23 protein-coding genes, 1 pseudogene and 1 other annotated feature are annotated in these 20123 nt (G+C 56.2%); of the genes and pseudogenes, 16 read left to right on the forward strand and 8 right to left on the reverse strand.

The window, feature by feature from the left end; translation table 11 throughout:
* Positions 1 to 47: 47 nt before the first annotated feature.
* The 11 genes and pseudogenes from hisZ to ABGT74_RS05335 all read left to right on the forward strand — a co-directional run.
* Positions 48 to 1004, forward strand: a pseudogene (hisZ, locus tag ABGT74_RS05285) (ATP phosphoribosyltransferase regulatory subunit); the annotation flags it as partial.
* Between the two features lie 54 nt (positions 1005 to 1058).
* Positions 1059 to 1682, forward strand: a complete 624-nt coding sequence (gene hisG / locus ABGT74_RS05290) for an ATP phosphoribosyltransferase (RefSeq protein WP_297282766.1) — start codon at positions 1059 to 1061, stop codon at positions 1680 to 1682.
* A gap of 1 nt (position 1683) precedes the next feature.
* Positions 1684 to 2985 carry a histidinol dehydrogenase gene (hisD, locus tag ABGT74_RS05295; protein ID WP_346704769.1) on the forward strand — a complete coding sequence of 434 codons (1302 nt, stop codon included), beginning with the start codon at positions 1684 to 1686 and terminating at the stop codon, positions 2983 to 2985.
* Positions 2972 to 3547 (forward strand): imidazoleglycerol-phosphate dehydratase HisB, encoded by a 576-nt coding sequence (gene hisB / locus ABGT74_RS05300; protein WP_297282746.1) that lies wholly within the window; start codon positions 2972 to 2974, stop codon positions 3545 to 3547. The genes hisD and hisB overlap by 14 nt, the downstream gene beginning before the upstream one ends.
* Positions 3547 to 4164, forward strand: coding sequence for an imidazole glycerol phosphate synthase subunit HisH (hisH, locus tag ABGT74_RS05305; RefSeq protein ID WP_346704770.1), 618 nt, complete (start codon positions 3547 to 3549; stop codon positions 4162 to 4164). The genes hisB and hisH overlap by 1 nt, the downstream gene beginning before the upstream one ends.
* On the forward strand, positions 4161 to 4874 hold the full coding sequence (gene hisA / locus ABGT74_RS05310) for a 1-(5-phosphoribosyl)-5-[(5-phosphoribosylamino)methylideneamino]imidazole-4-carboxamide isomerase (RefSeq protein WP_297282744.1): 714 nt from the start codon (positions 4161 to 4163) through the stop codon (positions 4872 to 4874). Before hisH ends, hisA begins: the two co-directional genes overlap by 4 nt.
* Entirely contained in the window at positions 4874 to 5638 is a 765-nt protein-coding gene (hisF, locus tag ABGT74_RS05315; protein WP_346704789.1) for an imidazole glycerol phosphate synthase subunit HisF, read from the forward strand. The genes hisA and hisF overlap by 1 nt, the downstream gene beginning before the upstream one ends.
* A 3-nt stretch (positions 5639 to 5641) precedes the next feature.
* The gene (hisI, locus tag ABGT74_RS05320) at positions 5642 to 5974 is read left to right on the forward strand and encodes a phosphoribosyl-AMP cyclohydrolase (protein WP_346704771.1); all 333 of its coding nucleotides are present in this window, start codon (positions 5642 to 5644) and stop codon (positions 5972 to 5974) included.
* Positions 5975 to 6106: 132 nt separating this feature from the next.
* On the forward strand, positions 6107 to 6430 hold the full coding sequence (hisE, locus tag ABGT74_RS05325; RefSeq protein ID WP_346704772.1) for a phosphoribosyl-ATP diphosphatase: 324 nt from the start codon (positions 6107 to 6109) through the stop codon (positions 6428 to 6430).
* Positions 6431 to 6732: 302 nt separating this feature from the next.
* Positions 6733 to 7638, forward strand: coding sequence for a C39 family peptidase (locus tag ABGT74_RS05330; RefSeq protein ID WP_346704773.1), 906 nt, complete (start codon positions 6733 to 6735; stop codon positions 7636 to 7638).
* 82 nt (positions 7639 to 7720) lie between these two features.
* Positions 7721 to 8200 (forward strand): pyridoxamine 5'-phosphate oxidase family protein, encoded by a 480-nt coding sequence (locus tag ABGT74_RS05335; protein WP_297282741.1) that lies wholly within the window; start codon positions 7721 to 7723, stop codon positions 8198 to 8200.
* Positions 8201 to 8279: 79 nt separating this feature from the next.
* Here ABGT74_RS05335 and ABGT74_RS05340 read toward each other — a convergent pair whose 3' ends face one another.
* The 5 genes from ABGT74_RS05340 to ABGT74_RS05360 form a co-directional block, all read right to left on the reverse strand.
* On the reverse strand, positions 8280 to 8879 hold the full coding sequence (locus tag ABGT74_RS05340) for an NAD(P)H-dependent oxidoreductase (protein ID WP_346704774.1): 600 nt from the start codon (positions 8877 to 8879) through the stop codon (positions 8280 to 8282).
* A 7-nt stretch (positions 8880 to 8886) separates the two neighbouring features.
* Positions 8887 to 9291: a zinc-ribbon domain-containing protein gene (locus tag ABGT74_RS05345; RefSeq protein ID WP_346704775.1), complete on the reverse strand. Its 405-nt coding sequence runs from the start codon at positions 9289 to 9291 to the stop codon at positions 8887 to 8889.
* A 101-nt stretch (positions 9292 to 9392) separates the two neighbouring features.
* Positions 9393 to 10025: a flavin reductase gene (locus tag ABGT74_RS05350; RefSeq protein ID WP_297282738.1), complete on the reverse strand. Its 633-nt coding sequence runs from the start codon at positions 10023 to 10025 to the stop codon at positions 9393 to 9395.
* Positions 10026 to 10144: 119 nt separating this feature from the next.
* Positions 10145 to 10486: a DUF4363 family protein gene (locus ABGT74_RS05355; protein WP_346704776.1), complete on the reverse strand. Its 342-nt coding sequence runs from the start codon at positions 10484 to 10486 to the stop codon at positions 10145 to 10147.
* Position 10487: 1 nt separating this feature from the next.
* A complete protein-coding gene (locus tag ABGT74_RS05360) occupies positions 10488 to 11162 on the reverse strand; it encodes a DUF421 domain-containing protein (protein WP_346704777.1) in 675 nt (224 codons plus the stop codon).
* Between the two features lie 152 nt (positions 11163 to 11314).
* Positions 11315 to 11564, forward strand: a binding site (T-box leader).
* A gap of 53 nt (positions 11565 to 11617) precedes the next feature.
* On the opposite strand from ABGT74_RS05360, the gene ilvB reads away from it, so the two are divergent.
* The 5 genes from ilvB to pyrE all read left to right on the forward strand — a co-directional run bounded on the left by ilvB (position 11618) and on the right by pyrE (position 17339).
* Positions 11618 to 13282: a biosynthetic-type acetolactate synthase large subunit gene (gene ilvB, locus ABGT74_RS05365; protein WP_346704778.1), complete on the forward strand. Its 1665-nt coding sequence runs from the start codon at positions 11618 to 11620 to the stop codon at positions 13280 to 13282.
* Positions 13283 to 13298: 16 nt separating this feature from the next.
* Positions 13299 to 13775: an acetolactate synthase small subunit gene (ilvN, locus tag ABGT74_RS05370; RefSeq protein ID WP_346704779.1), complete on the forward strand. Its 477-nt coding sequence runs from the start codon at positions 13299 to 13301 to the stop codon at positions 13773 to 13775.
* A 60-nt stretch (positions 13776 to 13835) separates the two neighbouring features.
* The gene (ilvC, locus tag ABGT74_RS05375) at positions 13836 to 14831 is read left to right on the forward strand and encodes a ketol-acid reductoisomerase (RefSeq protein ID WP_297282733.1); all 996 of its coding nucleotides are present in this window, start codon (positions 13836 to 13838) and stop codon (positions 14829 to 14831) included.
* 65 nt (positions 14832 to 14896) lie between these two features.
* Entirely contained in the window at positions 14897 to 16561 is a 1665-nt protein-coding gene (ilvD, locus tag ABGT74_RS05380; protein ID WP_346704780.1) for a dihydroxy-acid dehydratase, read from the forward strand.
* A 115-nt stretch (positions 16562 to 16676) separates the two neighbouring features.
* On the forward strand, positions 16677 to 17339 hold the full coding sequence (gene pyrE / locus ABGT74_RS05385; RefSeq protein ID WP_346704781.1) for an orotate phosphoribosyltransferase: 663 nt from the start codon (positions 16677 to 16679) through the stop codon (positions 17337 to 17339).
* A 56-nt stretch (positions 17340 to 17395) separates the two neighbouring features.
* On the opposite strand, the gene ABGT74_RS05390 is transcribed toward pyrE, so the two are convergent.
* From ABGT74_RS05390 to ABGT74_RS05400, 3 genes are all read right to left on the reverse strand, one after another.
* Positions 17396 to 18568, reverse strand: coding sequence for an aminotransferase class I/II-fold pyridoxal phosphate-dependent enzyme (locus ABGT74_RS05390; RefSeq protein ID WP_297282730.1), 1173 nt, complete (start codon positions 18566 to 18568; stop codon positions 17396 to 17398).
* Positions 18562 to 19053 (reverse strand): Lrp/AsnC family transcriptional regulator, encoded by a 492-nt coding sequence (locus tag ABGT74_RS05395; protein ID WP_297282729.1) that lies wholly within the window; start codon positions 19051 to 19053, stop codon positions 18562 to 18564. The genes ABGT74_RS05390 and ABGT74_RS05395 overlap by 7 nt, the downstream gene beginning before the upstream one ends.
* 119 nt (positions 19054 to 19172) lie before the next feature.
* On the reverse strand, positions 19173 to 20105 hold the full coding sequence (locus tag ABGT74_RS05400; protein WP_297282728.1) for an AEC family transporter: 933 nt from the start codon (positions 20103 to 20105) through the stop codon (positions 19173 to 19175).
* Positions 20106 to 20123 lie beyond the last annotated feature (18 nt).

Consider the following 20123-nt stretch of genomic DNA (forward strand, 5'->3'; position numbering starts at 1 on the left):
TATGGTATTATTTTAACGCGATAAAGCGATAAAGGAGTTTTGCGGCCATGAACCGTTTTCGGATTTCCACCCCTGAGGGTACACGCGATCTGCTGTTCGCGTCCTGCCGTGTGCTGCGGCAGACCGAGCGTGCTGTGCGCACAGCGCTGGAGGGGTGCGGATATAGTGAGATCATTACGCCTGCGGTCGAGTACTTCGATGTATTTGCGCAGGCAAACCCTGAGCTCGATCAGGAGAATATGCTCAAAATCATCGACCGGTCGGGACGTATCTGCGTTGCGCGTCCGGATAATACCACGCCGATTGCCCGCGTTGCGGCGACCCGTCTGGATGACGCGGCGCTGCCCGTGCGGCTGTATTACAGTCAAAAGGTGTTCCGCTCGGTCGTGGGCGGGCACGGGCACAAGGGTGAATTTCTACAGGTCGGCGCCGAGCTGATTGGTGCGGACGGCCTTGCAGCAGATCAGGATATTCTGTCGGCAGCCTTTGGTGCGCTGACCGGCACAGGTGTGGACAATTTCCGCATTGAACTCGGCCATGCCGAGATCTACAAGGCGCTGATCGAAGAATTGGGCGTAGATGTGCAGACGGCAGAGAGTATCCGCCGTCTGATCGAAAACAAGTCCTTTGCGGCGTTGGGTGATGCGCTGGCGCCTTACGGCGAGCGTCCTGCCGCCAAGGCGCTGGGTGCGATGCCGCAGCTGTTCGGCGGCGTGGAGGTGCTGGATCAGGTCGAGGCACTGACCGGCAATGTGCGCGTGCTGGGCGCGGTGTCTTATTTGCGTCGGCTGTATCAGGCGCTCGATGCGGCGGGCTATGGGAGTCGCATTATGATCGATCTCGGTCTGGTGCATGAGATGGATTATTACACCGGCGTGATGTTCCGTGGCTATATCGGCGGCGCGGGCGCGGCGATTTTGTCTGGCGGACGATATAATGCACTGTGTGCCAAATTCGGTAAGGATCTGCCGGCAGGTGGTTTCGGCATTGACGTGGAGCGCATTGCGGACAGCTTGCAGGGCGCTGCACGTCCCGAGGCGGCGACCCGCCGCGATACCGTGCGCATTGCACTGACCAAGGGGCGTCTGGAAAAGAAAACGCTTTCGCTGCTCAAAGCGGCGGGCTATGACATTTCCGAGCTGGAAGCCGGTTCGCGCAAGCTGATTTTCACTCTGCCGGATGCGGGCGTGGAAATCGTGCTGGCCAAGGCGGCGGACGTGATTACTTATGTTGAGCATGGCGTGTGCGACATGGGTGTAGTCGGCAAGGATACGATCATGGAAAAGGGCGGCAGTTTTTACGAGATGGTCGATCTCGGCTTTGGCAAGTGCCGTTTTGCGCTTGCGACCAAAAAGGGCAAGGATGTGTACGGCGGCTACAAGACCCCAGTCATTGCGACCAAGTATCCGGCGGTCACCAAGGCGTTTTTCAACAAGAAGAACATGGACGTGGAAACCATCAAGATTGAAGGTTCAGTCGAGCTTGCACCGCTGTTGGAACTTGCGGACGCGATCGTGGATATTGTGGAGACCGGCACAACGCTCAAGGAAAACGGCCTTGAGGTCATCGAGGATGTCGCGCCCATTTCCGCGCGTGTGATCGTCAATCTGGCAAGCGCGAAGATGAAGAAAGCCGCCATTCAGCAGGTGATTTCCGATCTGGAAAGCGGTTTGGAGGGATAATATGTTTTTGAAAACCGTGCTCGCGGATGGACAGGCCGAGCAGACCGTCATTCGTGAGATGAAAGCGCGTGCGGCAGGTGCGCGCGGCGATATCGAGCAGACTGTCCGCGCCATTATGGACGATGTGCAGGCGCGTGGCTGGGACGCGGTCTGTGAATATGCGGAGAAATTCGATAAAAAAGAGCCGTATATCATCGAGTCTGCGCAGTTGGACGCGGCTTACGCGGCTTGTTCGCCTGAACTGATTACCGCGCTCGAAAAAGCGGCGGCCAACATCCGTGACTACCATGAGCAGATGCTCGCCAAGTCGTGGGAATGGAAACGATCGGAGGGCGAAGTGCTCGGTCAGACCGTGCGCGGGCTTGCGCGCGTCGGCCTGTATGTGCCGGGCGGCACGGCGGCATATCCGTCAAGCGTGCTCATGAATGCGATACCCGCTAAGGTTGCAGGCGTGGGTGAACTGATTATGGTGACGCCGCCGACCGAAAACCTGTCCAATGAAGTGCTTGCAGCGGCGAAAATCGCGGGCGTGGATACCGTTATCGCGATCGGCGGCGTGCAGGCAATCGCCGCGCTGACCTATGGTGCGGGTTTTATCCCGCAGGTGGATAAAATCGTCGGCCCGGGCAATGCCTTTGTTGCGGCGGCGAAAAAGTTGGCCTTTGGCACAGTGGATATCGACATGATTGCAGGCCCCTCCGAGGTGCTGGTGATTGCCGACCACACCGCAAACCCGACTTGGGTTGCAGCTGACCTGCTGAGTCAGGCCGAACACGATCGTTTGGCTTCGGCTGTTCTGCTGACCGACTCGATGGCACAGGCGCAGGCGATTTCGTGCGAAATGGAGCGTCAGGCAAAGGAACTGCCGCGTTGGGATATCGTCAAAGAGAGTGTGGCGAATTATGGCTGTGCGATCGTGTTTGACGATTTGAGGGACGCATGCAAGATGGCAGATGTGGTCGCACCCGAACATCTGGAGGTCGTGACGGCAAATCCACGCGAGTGGCTGCCGTATCTGCACAACGCGGGCGCGATCTTCCTCGGACAGTATGCGCCTGAGCCGCTCGGCGACTACATGGCAGGCCCCTGCCATGTGCTGCCGACCTCGGGGACAGCGCGGTTCTTCTCGCCGCTCTCGACCGACACGTTTTTGAAGAAAACCAGCGTGATCGAATACACGCGCGACGCGCTGGAAAGCTATGCGCAGGATATCATTGCGCTCGCGCAGAGTGAGCATCTGGACGCGCACGCCAACTCGGTCGCGGTGCGCTTTGCGGAGGTGAAAGACGATGCGAAAGGCTGAGATCACACGGAAAACCAAGGAAACCGATATTACGCTTGCGCTCGATCTGGACGGCGGCGAACGTAAGATCGACACCGGCATCGGCTTTTTCGACCATATGCTCAATTCCTTTGCCGTACATGGTGGCTTTGGCCTGACGCTCCAATGCAAGGGTGATTTGGAAGTCGACGGGCACCACACAGTCGAGGACTGCGGCATTGTGCTCGGGCAGGCGCTTGCGCAGTGCTTGGGCGACAAGGCTGGCATTGCACGTTTCGGTCAGGCATTTGTGCCGATGGATGAAGCACTTGGCTTTTGCGCGCTTGATATTTCGGGCCGTCCGTATCTGGTGTTCGATGCTCCCGTGCCGCAGCCGATGTGCGGGCAGTATGACACTTGTTTGACGGTTGAATTCATGCGCGCGCTTAGCGTAAACGCCGGGCTGACGCTGCACCTCAAGGCCGAATACGGCGAAAATGCGCATCATATCACTGAAGCGCTGTACAAGGCGCTTGCGCGGGCGCTGCGGCAGGCGGTCACGGTGACAGGCGGCGGCGTTTTAAGTGCAAAGGGAGTACTGTGATGGGGTATATCGCAATTGTAGACTACGGCGCAGGCAATCTGATGAGCGTGCATAACACGCTGGATTTTCTGGGCTATGACAACAAGGTCGCGGATACGCCTGCGGTCATTGAGCAGGCTTCCGGTGTGATTTTGCCGGGCGTGGGTGCGTTCCCTGATGCAATGGACGCGCTGCATGCTTCGGGACTGACCGATGCGGTGCTGCGTGCGGCGCAAGAAAAGCCGTTTCTCGGCATTTGTCTCGGCATGCAGATGCTGTTTGAGGAGTCGGACGAGGTGCGGCTGTGTAAGGGGCTTGGCTTGTTGCCCGGTCGGATTGAGCGCATCCGAACCGAACTCAAGCTGCCGCAAATCGGATGGAACGCGCTGGATATTGTGCGTCCCAACGCTATGACCGAGGGGATTGGCAGCGGCGATTATGTCTATTTTGTGCACAGTTTTATGGCGTGTCCCGCCCAAGAGGGCGATCTTGCCGCTGTGACTGATTACGGTGCGCGCGTGCCCGCCATGGTGGCGCGCGGCAATCTGTTTGGTTGCCAGTTTCATCCGGAAAAAAGCGGAAAAGTAGGACTGCGTATACTTCAAAACTTTGCAAAACTGACGGAGGTGGACAAATGAAGGTTATTCCGGCGATTGATTTGAAAGACGGACAGTGTGTGCGCTTAAAAAAGGGCGATTATGATACCGTGCACAAGGTAGCTGAGGACGCGGTAGAGACCGCACGCAAGTTCATGGCCGCGGGCGCAACCATGATCCATATGGTCGATCTGGACGCGGCGAAGGATGGCTCGCATGCCAATTATGACGTGGTCGAGCGGGTCATCCGTGAGACCGGTGCGACAGTCGAACTGGGCGGCGGCGTCCGCACGATGCAGGATGTTGAAGCGGTGCTGGCGCTTGGTGTCAAGCGCGTCATCATCGGTTCGGCGGCGGTGCGCAACCCGCAGTTTGTGGCGGAAGCAGTCAAGAAATACGGCGATAAGATCGCGGTCGGCATCGACGCGAAGTCGGAAACCGTACGCACGGACGGCTGGCTGGGCGACAGCGGCGAAAATTACATTTCGTTTGCTGAGCGGATGGAATCCTACGGTGTGAAAACCATCATTTTCACCGATATCGACAAGGACGGCATGCTTGCCGGTCCGAACTTCGATCAGCTTGCAGCGCTGCGCGCGACTGTGTCCTGCCGTATCGCGGCGTCGGGTGGCGTGTCGACGCTGGATGATATCCGTCAGCTCAAGCGGCTGGGCATTGACGCGGCCATTGCAGGCAAAGCGGTCTACACGGGCAAGCTTGATCTGCCCGCTGCGATCAAGGAGGCCGAATGATGCTGGCCAAACGCATTATCCCTTGTCTGGACGTCAAGGACGGTCGGGTGGTCAAGGGGGTCAACTTCGTCGGACTGCGTGACGCGGGCGATCCGGTGGAACTGGCGAAATTCTATTCGCAGGAGGGCGCAGACGAGATTGTCTTCCTCGATATTACGGCGACCAGCGACGGACGTGACACGATCGCGGACGTGGTGCGCCGCACCTGCCGTGAGGTGTTCGTGCCGGTCACGGTCGGCGGCGGCATCCGCACGGTGGACGATTTCCGTGACATCCTGCGCGCGGGCGCGGATAAGATTTCAGTCAATTCGGCGGCGGTGAAAAACCCCGGTCTGGTGGATGCTGCTGCGGAAAAATACGGCAGTCAGTGCGTGGTCGTTGCGATTGATGGCCGTAAAACAGGCAAAACGCCTTCGGGCTTTGAGGTTTACGTCGCGGGCGGCCGCACACCGACCGGCATAGACGCGGTCACATGGGCGCGTGAAGTATATGAGCGCGGAGCGGGTGAGATTTTGCTGACTTCGATGGATAAGGACGGTACCAAGTCTGGTTTCGACCTCGAGCTGACGCGCGCGGTGGTTGACGCAGTTGGTATCCCGGTGATTGCGTCTGGCGGCTGCGGCTCATTGGAGCACTTCTCTGAGGTGTTCGAGAAAACGGGCTGCGACGCAGCACTTGCCGCCAGCTTGTTTCACTATGGCGAGCTGACGGTAGGGCAGGTCAAGACGCATCTGAATGAAAAAAGCATTCCGGTGAGGTTGTAAGAGATGGAGTTGAACAAATTTTTTGTCAAAGCGCCGCTGATTCCGGTGATTTGTCAGGATGAGCGAACCGGCGAGGTGCTCATGCTGGGGTATGCCAATGAGGAAGCCTTGCAGCTGACGATGGACACCGGCACGGCGTGGTTTTTCTCGCGCTCGCGGCAGAAGCTGTGGAACAAGGGCGAGACTTCGGGCAACTTTATTTTTGTCAGCAAGATATTGTCCGATTGCGACGATGATACCTTGATTTATGTCGGCATACCCAAGGGACCGGTCTGTCATACGGGCAACCGCACCTGTTTCTATACCACTTTGTGGGAAAAGGAGGAGCAGGCGTGATGGCGTTCCCTTTGGTGACCGTGGTGTGCTTTTTGGCCGGTGCGGTTGTGGCGATTGCGCTGATCGCGGTGCTGGTGATGCTGATTACCAAGCGGCAGTGACCGAAGAAAAACGAGAAGGAGGACGAATGACATGAATTCGTTTGAACAGATGGAGGCGGTCATCGCGCAGCGCCGCGCGGAGCCGCAGGAGAATTCCTATACCTGCTACCTGTTTGAAAAGGGTCTGGACAAGATCCTCAAAAAGGTGGGCGAGGAGTGCGCGGAGACCATCATCGCCGCCAAAAACGGTGATAAGGCTGAACTTGTCGGCGAGATCAACGATGTATTCTATCACATGATGGTCATGATGAACGAATGCGGCGTGACGCTTGAGGACGTATGCGAGGAGATGGATAAGCGCGCGGAAAAGATCGGCAACCTCAAGCAGTTCCACGTTTCCGACCATAACACCTGATTTTACAACAGAACAAATTCCTTTCCCGCATCGTGTTCTTTATAGAACTGCGTATGGCTGCTGTCAGAAAAACAGGTGGTCAAACGTATTTTGGCAGGAGGAGAAAATTTCCCCCGAAATTTACAGATTTGCTGTAACGATTCGGGGGTTTTTTGACTCTTTATGAGTGAGAACGATTTGACGTGTCCCGCAAGGCTTCGGAAATCTTAAGATTTTTGGCTGCAAAATCAAAAGAAACCTCTGCTATGCTGGATGCATTAAGAACAAGCTGTTTGACGCACAGCTGGGAAAGGGAGAACAGTATGACGACCCGCTATTCGACCATACAGGTGCAGACCACTGCTGAAAGAACCGCACCCCGCCCTGCGCGGCGGCGCACCCGTCGTAAGGCGCGCAAGCGCCGGCATCCGTTCCGGCTGCTCATGGTGTTGCTTGTGCTGGGCGCTGCGGTCTGGTTTTTGCCGCGTGTTGCAATCGGCGGTATTGCCGCGCTGCGTTGGCAGTTGGATGGTGTCGATGTCAAAAGCGGAACGGCGGCGGAAATTTTTCAGCTTTCGCTGACCGATAGCCGCGCGGGCGAGATTTTGCAGCATCCGGAAAATTATCCGATCGAACTACTTGAGCTGTTGGCAGGAAATCATGAAACGCTGGATTTCGTGCTGGGGTATCCGGCGCATCACGCAGATGCGCCTGCCGAAAGCCTGACCGAACCGCTGGATACTGTGCCGCTGCTGCTGCAATGGGATGGCCGCTGGGGATATCAGGATTACGGCGGCAGCACGATTGCGGTTAGCGGCTGCGCGCCGACCAGCTTGGCGATGGCGGCGGCATATCTGACTGGGGACAGCATGGTCACGCCTTATCGGGTGGCACGCTATGCTGCGGAGCATGGATATTACATACCGGGGCAGGGAACAAGCTGGTCACTGCTGAGTGAGGGTTCTGCTGCATTCGGGATCAGCTGCCGCCAGCTTTCGCTGGACAAGGCGCAGATCGACGCAGCGTTGGACGCAGGCCAGCCGGTGATCTGCTCGATGCTGCCGGGCGATTTTACGACCGAGGGTCACTTTATTGTGCTGGCTGGACGGGATGAAGATGGCGCGTATGAGGTGCGTGATCCGAACAGCATTAAGCGCAGCGAAAAAAAATGGTCTTACGACCGGCTTTCCGGTCAGATCGCAGCATTGTGGGCATGTTCCCGCATATGATGCAGGAGGGGGCGCATTTGCGCCCTCTTTGTCTTGCCTGTGCTGGGAAAACGTGGTATGCTGGTGCAGAGGTGAAATCATCATGCGCAGAAAAGATAGAGAAATCACAGGACGGGAAAATATCGAGCCGATTTTGCAGGCGTGCAAAACCTGCCGTCTGGCGATGACCGCAGACGGTATGCCGTATGTCATTCCGCTGAATTTTGGTTATACATGGGATGAGAGCGGACTGACAATCTATTTTCATAGTGGCATTAAAGGCAAGAAGATCGACGCGCTGCGCGCAGATCCGCGCGTTTGCTTTGAGATGGATACCGAAATGGGTCTGACCGGCGAAGGCGATCTGGCCTGCCGATACAGCTTTGCATTTTCGTCTGTCGTAGGATACGGCAGCGTACAGTTTGCGCAGAATAACGAGGAAAAGCGTCACGGCTTTGACATTATCATGAAGCATCAGACCGGCCGTGGGGACTGGTCGTATACGGATGCTGCGCTGTCTGTGGCTGAGGTGTTTTGGGTGCATGCGGATTCGTTTGAGGGCTCTCAGAAGCTGCCAAAATAATGCAGTTTGGCAAACAGAACAAAAGAAAACCGCCGGAAACCAGCTTGGTTTCCGGCGGTTTTGCATTCATACAAAGAGATTATTCCCAGAAGTGCTGCGCGAGTTGGTCGGCTTGCGCTGCTGCCTCACAGAGTAGTGCTTCCGCATCGTTGCCGACAATATCCAGCCCCTCTGCGGCAAGCGTGTCAAAACGCCCTTGGCTGAGCAGCTTGCAGATCGAACGCAGGTAGGCGGAAGCGTGGTCCGTGAGCACGGGGTCTGTGTTATCCACAATACCGCCGCGCGTGGTGACATAGACAAACCGCTGCAAACGGCAGTCGCCCACGGGATAGTTATCGCTGCCGTAGTGAAAAGTCAGGCCGGTAACGCACAGGCATTCCAGATAATTGCGCACCATCGATGGTACGCTCAGATCCCAGAAGGGGCAGGCCAGCACAACCGCGTCTGCATTTTTGAACTGGTTTGCGAGGGCAAAAAACGGCAGACTGAACGCACCGGATGCGGAAAGTGCATCGCGTTCCGCGATATCCTTGGCGTCATAGGGGGTCAAATGCAGCGCAGGAAGAGCGAGCACGTCGATCTCCGCGTCCGGGATCTGGCGGATCAGCCGCTGCGCCAGACGAAGGGTGCGGGAGCTGGCTCCGCGGATGCATCCGTTGACAAACAGTACTTTTTTCATATCGGTTTTACTCCTTTGGCAGTTGTTTGCCGCACTTGCGGCAGAAAGCGAAATCACTTTGCACCGGTGCGCCGCAATAAGGACAGAAGTTGCTGGTCGGCGGAACATTCGACGTATGCTTGGGTTTGCCGCCAAAATGCTGGTTGAGGGGGTCAGGTTCCTCGGTATCATCCGTGATGTCAAATTCGGAATAGCGGTTTTCGCTGGTGGCGTTCTTGAAGTTGTAAACCGCGTTGACAACGCCGATGATGATGAACAGTACGCCGAACAGCGGGAAGATGATGCCGACAAGGCCAAAGCCCTGTGTCATGGATGCGGCAAGCACGGTCCAAAAGATGCCGAATACGATGCCGAACACAGCGCCAAAGCCGCCCATCATGGAAGGGCCACGGCCGGGTTTGATGCTTTTCATAGTACTCCACCTGCCTTTGCTTCATCATAGCACAGGGAAGGTTAAAAGACAAGAAAACCGCTCCTTTTTTTGAAAGGAGCGGAAAAGGATGGGTATGGCATTCATGCTTCGCTGCGCTTGACAAATTTGCTGCGCGGGGCGCGACAGATCGGGCAGACATAATCGTCTGGGATGGACTCATCCAGACGGACATAGCCGCAGACGGTGCATTTCCAGCCAGCATCCGGCCCTACCTCGTGATAAACGGGCGCTGCGGGGGGCGCGTCCTTGCCGCGGTTTTCCAGCGCTTTTACGGTCAGGCAGTCGCCGTCTGCCAGCACTTCGGCATCCGTCAGTTCGCAGATAAACAGCGTGTACGAACCGATGGCAACCGTCTCAGTTACGCGCAGGCTCAGGCGCGAAACCATACCGTCCTTGAGGAAGGGGCAGCCGTTGGCGTCGGTTTCAAACGGGAACGAAGCGAACTTGTCGATCGCCCGGCCGGATTTATAACCGAATTCGTTGACGATTTTTTCATCAGCGTCCTGCGCAAGCAGGGTAACAGAAGCAATACCGCTCTTTTTCAGTGCCGTGCTGGTAGCCGAGTCGTTGTTGAGGGACAGCGTAAACTTCGGCGGACGGGATGAGGTCACCTGATGCAGCGAATTGATGATGCAGCCGAAATTCTTGCCGTCGGCCACGGTCGAGATCAGCGCAAGACTATAATCGAGCTTTTTGTAGGCGGCGTTATTCATAGAGCAGCTCCCTTTCTTATGCTATTAGAATCAATTACTAATTACAAATCAATACTACCACATATCAAAGGGAAATGCTATATCAAAAGCAACAAAGTTGCAGGGCAGAATTTAGGGAATCATAACAGATTGATGAAGCTGGGGCGTTCCAGATCGGGCAGGTGGTTGAGCTGAGCGAGCAGTTCTGTACAGTCGAGCAGAAAATCCTCCGAGTTTTCGTCTTTTTGGTATGCGGCAAGCACGCGGTCAAACAAACGGTCTGCCTGGTCGATTTCATCATGCAGCAGTAGGGAGCCGAGCAAAAGCTGTGCGTCGTCCCAGTGCTGGTGTGCCTTGTCCAGATCGCCCGCTTCGATTTCGCGGACAATGCGGTCGGTCACCTGCTCCACTGCATGCAGGCTCCACCAGCTGCCCCAGATGAGAAGCGCCAGCAACAGCAGGGCAATGCAAAGACGCCGCATATCAGCGTTTCTCCTTTCTTTGGATAAAGCTGTTGCCGCAGTCATCCAGCGTCATCAGGAATACGTCGGATACGGCAAGGCTTTGGTTCCTCAGGCGGTTTTCGATATCTTTGGGATCGAGTTTCAGCAGCCGAAGCGAACGGCGCACCAGCTGACCGTCGGACACGACAACCAGCGGCAGACCGGTATCTTTGGGCGTGATGCCCAGCATTTCCGCCGTGAGCGGCTGCTGTGGCTGTTTGAGGATGACGGACAGCGTGCCGTCCGGCTCGATCACGCCATATTTCACATCAGACACCGAGGCAACATTCTGTTTGCGCAGTGTCTCGATGATTTCATCGGTGGTCAGACGCATTTCGCGCAGCTTGGGGATATCCAGTTGTCCGCCGCGGATGATAATGGCAGGCTGACCATTGAGCAGCCGCCGGAAGGTACGGCTTTTCAGTGCAATCCAACTGAGCAGGATCTCAAGGACAATAAGTGTCGCGATGGGTACCAGCCCGGCAAACATGGGGATACCCAGATCTTGCATGGGAACGGCAGCCAAATCGGACACCAGAATGGTGATGACCAGTTCGGACGGATCGAGTTCACCAATCTGGCGTTTGCCCATCAGGCGTACCGCAGCGATGACGGCAAAGTATAATATGAGCGTGCGAAGCAGAGGGACTGCCATTTTTCGGCCTCTTTTCTATCGGGATTTACCGGTAGTATGGCACAAAAACGGAAGAATATACCTGGTCAGGAATTTAACAAAGTAAAATGCGAAAAAGTTGTTGACAATCGCTGTGAGCAGATTTATAATATGAATTACATTTTGAACAACGCAAGTTGGCGATGACCGGAAAAGTAGCGTCTGGAATCCAAACGAGAGAGCCGCCGGGTGGTGCGAGGCGGTGGAAGAAGGAAAGTGCGAAAGTCCTCCGTGAGCCGAGCGTCTGAAATGGGATGAAACAGGGCCCTGTGTAAGGCGTTCCGCGTGATCTGCGTTAAAGGATCAGCTGAGTGGCCGCAGCATGCAATGCATGAAGTGCGGCAAGAAGAGTGGTACCGCAGAGGAATAGTCTTTGTCTCTTTGTAGAGACAGAGGCTTTTTTATTTTTGTGATTTGAGGAAAGGAGGCGGATTCGCATGGTAAAGAACGGTTCTGAGATTTTGGTGGAAGCGCTGGTAGAGCAGGGGGTCGATACGATTTTCGGCTATCCGGGCGGCGCGGTCCTCAATATCTATGATGCACTTTACAAAAACAGCGACCGCATTCGACATATTTTAACCGCCCATGAGCAGGGCGCAGCCCACGCAGCCGATGGCTATGCGCGCGCAACCGGTAAGGTTGGCGTGTGTCTGGCAACAAGCGGCCCGGGCGCGACCAATCTGGTCACGGGTATTGCAACGGCCTACATGGACTCCATTCCGATGGTTGCGATCACCGGCAACGTCGGCACGAGCCTGATCGGTCGAGATTCGTTTCAGGAGGTTTATATCGCCGGTATCACCATGCCGATCACCAAGCACAACTTTGTCGTGCGGCATGTGGAGGAACTGGCGGATACCATTCGCAGCGCATTCCGTATTGCAGCGTCCGGCCGTCCCGGCCCGGTGCTGATTGACATTCCGAAGGATGTCACAAGTGCGGAGTGTGAATACATCCCAGCCCCCAAAGTAGAAGTAAAAGAAACGTACGATGTCACAGCAGAGGAACTGGAAACGGTTGCCGGTATGATCGCGCAGGCTGAGCGCCCGATCATATATTTTGGTGGCGGCGTGGAAACCGCGGACGCGGGCGCGGCGTTGCTCGAACTCATGCGCAAGGCGGATATCCCGGCGGCGCACACCATGATGGCGATTGGCTGCATTCCGGATACCGAGCCGCTAAGCCTCGGTCTGGTTGGTATGCACGGCACGGTTTCGGCGGCTTGGGCGGTCGAGCGCAGCGATCTGCTGATCTGTATCGGCGCGCGCTTCTCCGACCGTGTGGCAACCAACCCGCGGCGCTTTGCCCCCAAGGCGAAGATTGTCCATATCGACATTGACGCGGCTGAGATCAACAAGAACATCGGCGTGGATTATTCGGTGGTCAGCGATGCGGAAAATTTCCTCGAAGCGCTGCTGCCATATGTGAAAGAAGCAAAGCATACTGCATGGCGTGAGCAGATTGCAGAGTGGCGCAAGACGCTGGATTATGTGCCCAAGGATGACGACAGTGTCATTCACCCGCACCAGCTGCTGCGCACGCTGTATGACATGATCGGGGACGACGCGATCGTTGCGACCGACGTCGGTCAGCATCAGCTGTGGTCGGCACAGTATAACCGCTGCCGCAAGATACGTCACTTCCTGACCTCGGGTGGTCTGGGAACGATGGGCTTTGGTTATGGTGCTGCCATGGGTGCGCAGGTTGCCTTCCCGGATAAGACGGTTGTCCATATCACAGGCGATGGCTCGTTCCACATGAATCTAAACGAGCTGTGCACAGCAGTCACCTATAACCTGCCGATCATCACGATCATTATGAATAATAACGTGCTGGGTAATGTGCGTCAGTGGCAGACCATGTTCTATGAGAAGCGCTATTCCCAGACCAATCTGTATCGCAAGACCGATTACATCAAGCTTGCCGATGCGTTCGGCGGCCGCGGCTTCCGTGTGACCAATATTGCGGAGCTGCGCGCGGCGCTGGCAGATGCTTTGCAGCGCACCGGCCCTGTGCTCATCGACTGCCGCATCGACAAGGATGAGCGCGTACTGCCCATGATTCCGGCTGGCGGCACAGTGGACGATATCGTGGCGGATTGAGAAAGGAGAAAACACAATGGAAAAATATATCCTTTCTGTAATCGTGCAGAATAACGCGGGCGTTCTGGCGCGCGTGTCCAGCCTGTTCGGCCGCCGCGGCTACAACATTGATTCGTTGACCGTATCTGCGACCACCGATCCCAAGGTTTCCCGCATGTCGATCATTGTGCAGGGCGATGAACCCATCCTTGAGCAGATCATCAAGCAGCTGCTCAAGCTGGAAGAGGTGCAGCGCGTCGACCATTTGCAGGAAGACGAGTCCTGCTGCAGCGAACTGGTGTTTGTCAAGCTCCGCGCGGAGAACGGCAGCGAGCGCGACTCTATCCGTCAGCTTTGTGATTTGTATGCTGCGCATATTGTGGAATCCACCGAGCAGACGATGATCGTCGAGTTGTCCGAGGTGCCGAGTCGCATTGATGCGTTCCTCGACGTGATTTCCAATTTCGAGGTCGTTGAGATGAGCCGCTCGGGCGTTACCGCCATCCAGAAATAACGGTGGCATATTCAATTTGTTTTCCTAATTTCATTTCTATATACTTAGGAGGAGTTAAAAATGGTAAAGATGTTCTATGATTCGGACTGCAACCTGTCCCTGCTGGACGGTAAGACTGTTGCCATTCTGGGCTTCGGCTCGCAGGGCCACGCGCATGCCATGAACCTGAAGGATTCTGGCGTGAACGTTGTTGTCGGTCTGCGTCCCGGCTCCAAGCATGAGAAGAAGGCCAAGGACTACGGCATTCCGGTTATGACCATGGCTGAGGCTGCTGCGGCTGGCGACATCATCATGATGCTGGTGCCGGACGAAAAGCAGGCAGACATCTATAAGGAAGTTGTTGAGCCGAACCTCAAGCCGGGCAATGTGCTGGCGTTTGCGCATGGCTTCAACATTCACTTCAAGCAGATCGTACCGCCGGCAGATGTTGACGTTATCATGATTGCGCCGAAGGGCCCGGGCCACACGGTTCGTTCGCAGTATCTGGCGGGCGCAGGCGTACCGGATCTGGTTTGCGTACATCAGGATGCTTCCGGCAAGGCAATGGATATCGCGCTGGCTTATGCATGCGGCATCGGCGGTGGCCGTGCGGGCATTCTGGAGTCCACCTTCAAGACCGAGACGGAAACCGACCTGTTCGGCGAGCAGGCTGTACTGTGCGGCGGCGTATGCGAGCTGATGAAGGCTGGTTTTGAGACGCTGGTTGAGGCAGGTTATGCACCGGAGAACGCTTACTTTGAGTGCGTCCATGAGATGAAGCTGATCGTTGACCTCATCAACGAGGGCGGCTTTGCCAAGATGCGTTACTCGATCTCCGATACTGCGGAGTACGGCGATTACCGCACCGGCAAGCGCATCATCACCGAAGAGACCCGCAAGGAAATGAAGAAGATCCTGCGCGAGATCCAGGACGGCACCTTCGCTTCCGAGTGGATTCAGGAGAACCGTGCGGGCGGCCGTGCGCGCTTCCTGGCGACCCGTGCGCTTGAAGCAGACACCGAACTCGAAGAAGTTGGTAAGAAGCTGCGCGGCATGATGAGCTGGCTGAAAAAGTAAAAAAATACTGCGCACAGGCGGGCGGGTTTCCGCCCGCCTGTTTCGCACAAGAGGAGGGAATCCCCGTGTCCAAGAGAAGTGACAACATCACCGCAGGCGCTGAGCGTATGCCCAACCGCTCGCTGCTGCGTGCCTGTGGTTTGACTGACGAAGAAATGAAAAAGCCGATTATCGGCGTGGTTTCCGCATACAGCGAGATCATTCCCGGACACATCAATCTGGATAAGATCGCAGACGCTGCCAAGGCGGGTGTACGCATCGCAGGCGGTACGCCGGTGCTCGTTCCGGCTATCGGCGTGTGCGATGGCATCGCCATGGGCCATATCGGCATGAAGTATTCGCTGCCCAGCCGTGAGCTGATTGCGGACAGCGTTGAAACGCTGGCGCAGGCGCATCAGTTCGACGCGCTGGTACTCATCCCGAACTGTGATAAGATCGTGCCCGGCATGCTGATGGCTGCTGCGCGTTTGAATATTCCGTCTATCATCGTTTCCGGTGGCCCGATGTTGGCTGGTCACTATGACGGACAGGAAATTTCGCTTTCCAAGACGTTTGAGACGGTCGGCGCGTATAAGGCCGGCCTGATCGACGATGCCAAGCTCGAGGAATGCGAATGCGGTTCGTGCCCGGGCTGTGGCTCGTGCTCGGGTATGTACACGGCAAACTCGATGAACTGCCTGTCCGAGGCGATCGGCATGGCGCTGCCCGGCAACGGCACGATCCCGGCGGTTCACGCTGCGCGTATCCATCTGGCTAAGCACGCAGGCATGCAGATCATGGAACTGCTGCGCCGCGATATCAAGCCGAGCGATATCCTGACGCCTGCGGCCTTCCGCAACGCACTGACCTGTGAAATGGCGATTGGCTGCTCGACTAACTCGGTGCTGCACCTGCTCGCGCTGGCAAATGAAGCGGGCGTACCGCTCGACCTGAATACGCTCAATGAGCTGTCTGCCAAGGTGCCGAATATCTGCCATCTGGCGCCGGCAGGCCCGCACCACATCGAAGAACTGTACATGGCGGGCGGCGTGCCGGCCATCATGAAGGAACTCACCAAGCGCGACCTGCTTGATTTGTCGCTCATCACGGCGACCGGCAAGACGGTGGGTGAGAACCTCGAGGGTGTTGTAAACAAGAACACCGAAGTCGTGCGTCCGCTGGAAAGCCCGTATTCCGAGACCGGCGGTATCGCTGTGCTGTGGGGCAACATTGCCAAGAACGGCTGTGTTGTTAAGCGCTCGGCGGTTGCACCGGAAATGATGGTGCATGAAGGCCCGGCGCGCGTCTTTGATTCTGAGGATGATGCCATCAAGGCGATTTATGCTGGTGAAATTCGCAAGGGCGACGTGGTAGTCATCCGCTACGAAGGCCCGAAGGGTGGCCCCGGCATGCGTGAGATGCTCAATCCGACCTCTGCGCTGGCTGGCATGCAGCTCGACAAGGACTGCGCACTCATTACGGATGGCCGTTTCTCCGGCGCGTCCCGCGGTGCATCGATCGGTCATGTTTCGCCCGAAGCCGCTGCGGGCGGCGAGATCGCACTGATCGAAGAGGGCGATATTATCGCTATCGACATTCCGAACAGCAAGGTCAACGTCAAGATCTCCGACGAGGAGATGGAGGCGCGCCGCGCGAAGTTTGTGCCGCGCGAGCCGAACATCAAGTCTGGCTGGCTGTACCGCTATTCCAAGCTGGTTACCTCGGCCGATCAGGGTGCCGTGCTCCGATAAAGTAAACAAAAGCCTGAAGCAGCTGCTTCAGGCTTTTTGTATGTTGCAGACGGCTTGTTTCGGTCGGTTAAATCTGGTATACTGGTGACAAATGAGAATAAAGGTGGAACGAGTTATGCTTTCAGAGACGAAAAAGGAATTTATCGAGTTTATGATGAGCGCGGATGTGCTGCGTTTCGGCGATTTTACGACTAAGTCCGGTCGCAAAACGCCGTATTTTGTCAACACCGGCAACTATAAGACCGGTCTGCAGAACTCCCGTCTGGGTGAGTTCTATGCAGCGCTGGTCAAGGAGACCATTGGCGATAACTTTGACGCGATGTTTGGTCCGGCTTATAAGGGTATCCCGCTGGCAACCTCGGTTTCTGGTGCGCTTGCGCGCAACTATGGCATCGACAAGCCCTTCTTCTTCAACCGCAAGGAAGCCAAGGATCACGGCGAAGGCGGCAGCATCGTCGGCTACAAGCCGCAGGATGGCGACCGCGTCATCATCATTGAGGACGTTATCACCGCAGGCACCGCCATCCGCGAGACCATGCCGGTGCTCAAGAGCTGCGCCGATGTCAAGGTGACCGATATGTTCATCTCGGTCAACCGCTGTGAGGTTGGCACGACGCCGGGCAAGACGGCGGTCATGGAGGTAGGCGAGGAGTTCGGCATTAAGGTGCATGCACTCGTCACTGTGCAGGATATCCGCGAATATCTGGCGGACAAGGCAGAGTATGCACATCTCCTGCCGCTGATGGACGCTTATATGGAGCAGTACTGCGTGTTCTAAAACCAAAAATACAAATGAAAACGGCTTGTTCCCGATTGGAACAAGCCGTTTTGTTTTTAGGATAAGGATTGCAGGAATTTGCGCATGCGGAAACAGGCTTCGCGCAGATGGTTCATCGAGTAAGAGTAAGAAATGCGCACATGGCCTTCGCCACTTGCACCGAATGCATTGCCCGGTACGACCGCGACCTTCTGCTCCTTGAGCAGTCGCTCGCAGAATTCCTCACACGACAGCCCGGTGGAGGTGATGGACGGGAACATATAGAATGCACCCTGCGGTTCGAAGCATTCCAATCCCATTGAGCGCAGCTCACCGAGCAGATAGCGTCGACGGATGTCGTATTGCGTGCGCATCCGTTCGATATCATCCTCGCCGGAGCGAATGGCTTCGATGCCTGCAAATTGCGCGGTGGTCGGTGCGGACATGATGCCGAACTGGTGCACCTTGCAAATGTGGCGCATCAGCTCCTTGGGACCCATCGCCCAGCCGAGCCGCCAGCCAGTCATCGCATAGGATTTGGAGAAGCCATCCACGACGATGGTGCGCTCCTGCATGCCGGGCAATTCGGCAAAGCAGACATGTGGATCCTTGCCATAGGTCAGACTGCAATAGATCTCGTCCGACAGTACGATGATGTTGGTGTCGCGCAGGACAGCAGCGATCGCTTCCAGCTCGTCCCGCGTCATGATGGCGCCGGTCGGGTTGTTGGGATAGGGCAGGATGAGCAATTTGGTGCGCGGCGTGATGGCTGCGCGCAGCGCGTCCGCAGTCAGCTTGAACTGATCCTCTACGCGCGTCGGCAGTGGAACGGGCACGCCGCCTGCCATCTGGGTCAGAGGCGTATAGCAGACAAAGCTCGGTTCAGGGATCAGCACTTCTTCGCCGGGATTGACCAGCGCACGGATGGCGTTGTCGATCGCTTCCGAACCGCCCACTGTGACCAGAATTTCTTTCTCTGCATCATAGCAGAGCTGATATTTGCGGCGGGTCAGCGCTGCAATCTGGCGGCGCAGTTCGGCAAGACCCCAGTTGGAGGTATAAAAGGTCTGGCCTTTTTCCAGCGACTGGATGCCCGCGCGGCGGATCTGCCACGGGGTTTCAAAGTCCGGTTCGCCCACACCGAGCGAAATCGCATCGGGCATGGTCGCAACAACGTCGAAGAATTTGCGGATGCCGGAGGGCTTGACCTCCTTAACCCGATCGGAAAGCAGCTGTTCGTAATCTACCATGCGATCATGACCTCTCTCTTATCGTTATCGGAGGGGTCGAATTCCACGCCGTAATCCTTATACTTTTTCAAAATGAAATGCGTGCCGGTCGAAAGAACGTTTTCCATCGGCGCAAGCTGCTCAGAGACAAAGCGCGCGACCTCGCGCATGGAGCGGTCCTTGATGATAACCGTCAGGTCAAAGCCGCCGCTCATCAGATAAACGCTTTCCACCTGATGATGGGAATAAATCTGGCGCGCGATCTCATCAAAGCCCATGCCTTTCTGCGGGGTGATTTTGACCTCGATCAGCGCAGTGACGCTTTCTTTTGCGGTTTTATCCCAGTCGATCACGGTCTTATAGCCCAGAATGGTAGAATTCTTTTCAAAAGTCCGGAGGGCATCTGTGACCTCCTCTTCGCTTGCGCCGGTCATGGCGGCAAGCTGGGCGGGGGTCAGGCGCGCGTCCTGGCTGAGCAAATCCAGCAGCTTTTCAGGATTTTCCATGGTAACAACCTCCTGTTTGAGTCAGTTTGCAACATCGGACAGTGCTGTGCACTGTCGTATGGCTATTATACACCAGAACGGACGAATTTGTCCACTGTGCGGCTGTTTTCTGATATGGTTCAGATCAGCCAGTCATATACGCCGATCATGAGCGGCATGGTGACGATGGACAGCAAAGTGGACAGAACGTAAAGTGCGCTTGAGTGCGCCGCGTCCCGATCATATAGCTGTGCCAGCGAGGTAACGGTGGCGCAGGCAGGTGTGATGCAGGCCAGATACACGGTCATCAGGATATTTTTCCCGTCGGGAATCAGGCCCGCAGCACCAACCGCACGAAACAGCAGCACAGTCAGCAGCGGACAGAGCAACAGCCGCAATGCAGCCGCCAGATAGCCGCGCGGCGCGGTGAACAATTGGCGGAGAGGTGTGTCGGCAATGACCATACCGGCCAGCAGCATGCCCAGCGGGCCGAGCATCGAGCCGGTGGTGTCCAGCGTCTGGTTGATGAAATCGGGCAGTTCGATACGCAGCAGAAACAGGGCACAGCCGATGGCAATGGCGATGATATTGACGTTGAGCAGAATTTTGCGCCATTCCATACCGCCGGTGCCGCAAAGCAGACTGCGGCAGTGCGTCCAGATCAGAACCTGCTGGATGACGATGAAGGCGCAGGAATAGATCACGTAATCCGCGCCTAGCAAGGCATTCACCAGCGGAATGACCAGAATGCCGGCGTTGGTGTAAACAATGACAGCGCGTTCGATCACATCCAATCGAAGCGGGCGGGCAAGTATGCGGGCAATGAGAAGGAACAGCAGATGCGCTACCCCTGCAAAAGCAAAGGAATAGAGCAGACCGCCCATGACCTGCGGCGTATATTCCACTTGAAAGGCATTGATGATAACGCATGGTGTTACGATATATACCATGACCACCGAAATGCTGCGGCTGTCGTCGGGGCGCAGCAGTTTGGCTTTTACGATGATGTAGCCCATTAGCAGGATGAGAAAGAGTTGCACGATCTGCTCCGCCAGAATCAGACTGATTTCCATATTGTCCCCCTGTTTTGT

It is taken from the genome of uncultured Agathobaculum sp. (genome assembly GCF_963927765.1).
In the GTDB taxonomy this organism is placed as follows: domain Bacteria; phylum Bacillota; class Clostridia; order Oscillospirales; family Butyricicoccaceae; genus Agathobaculum.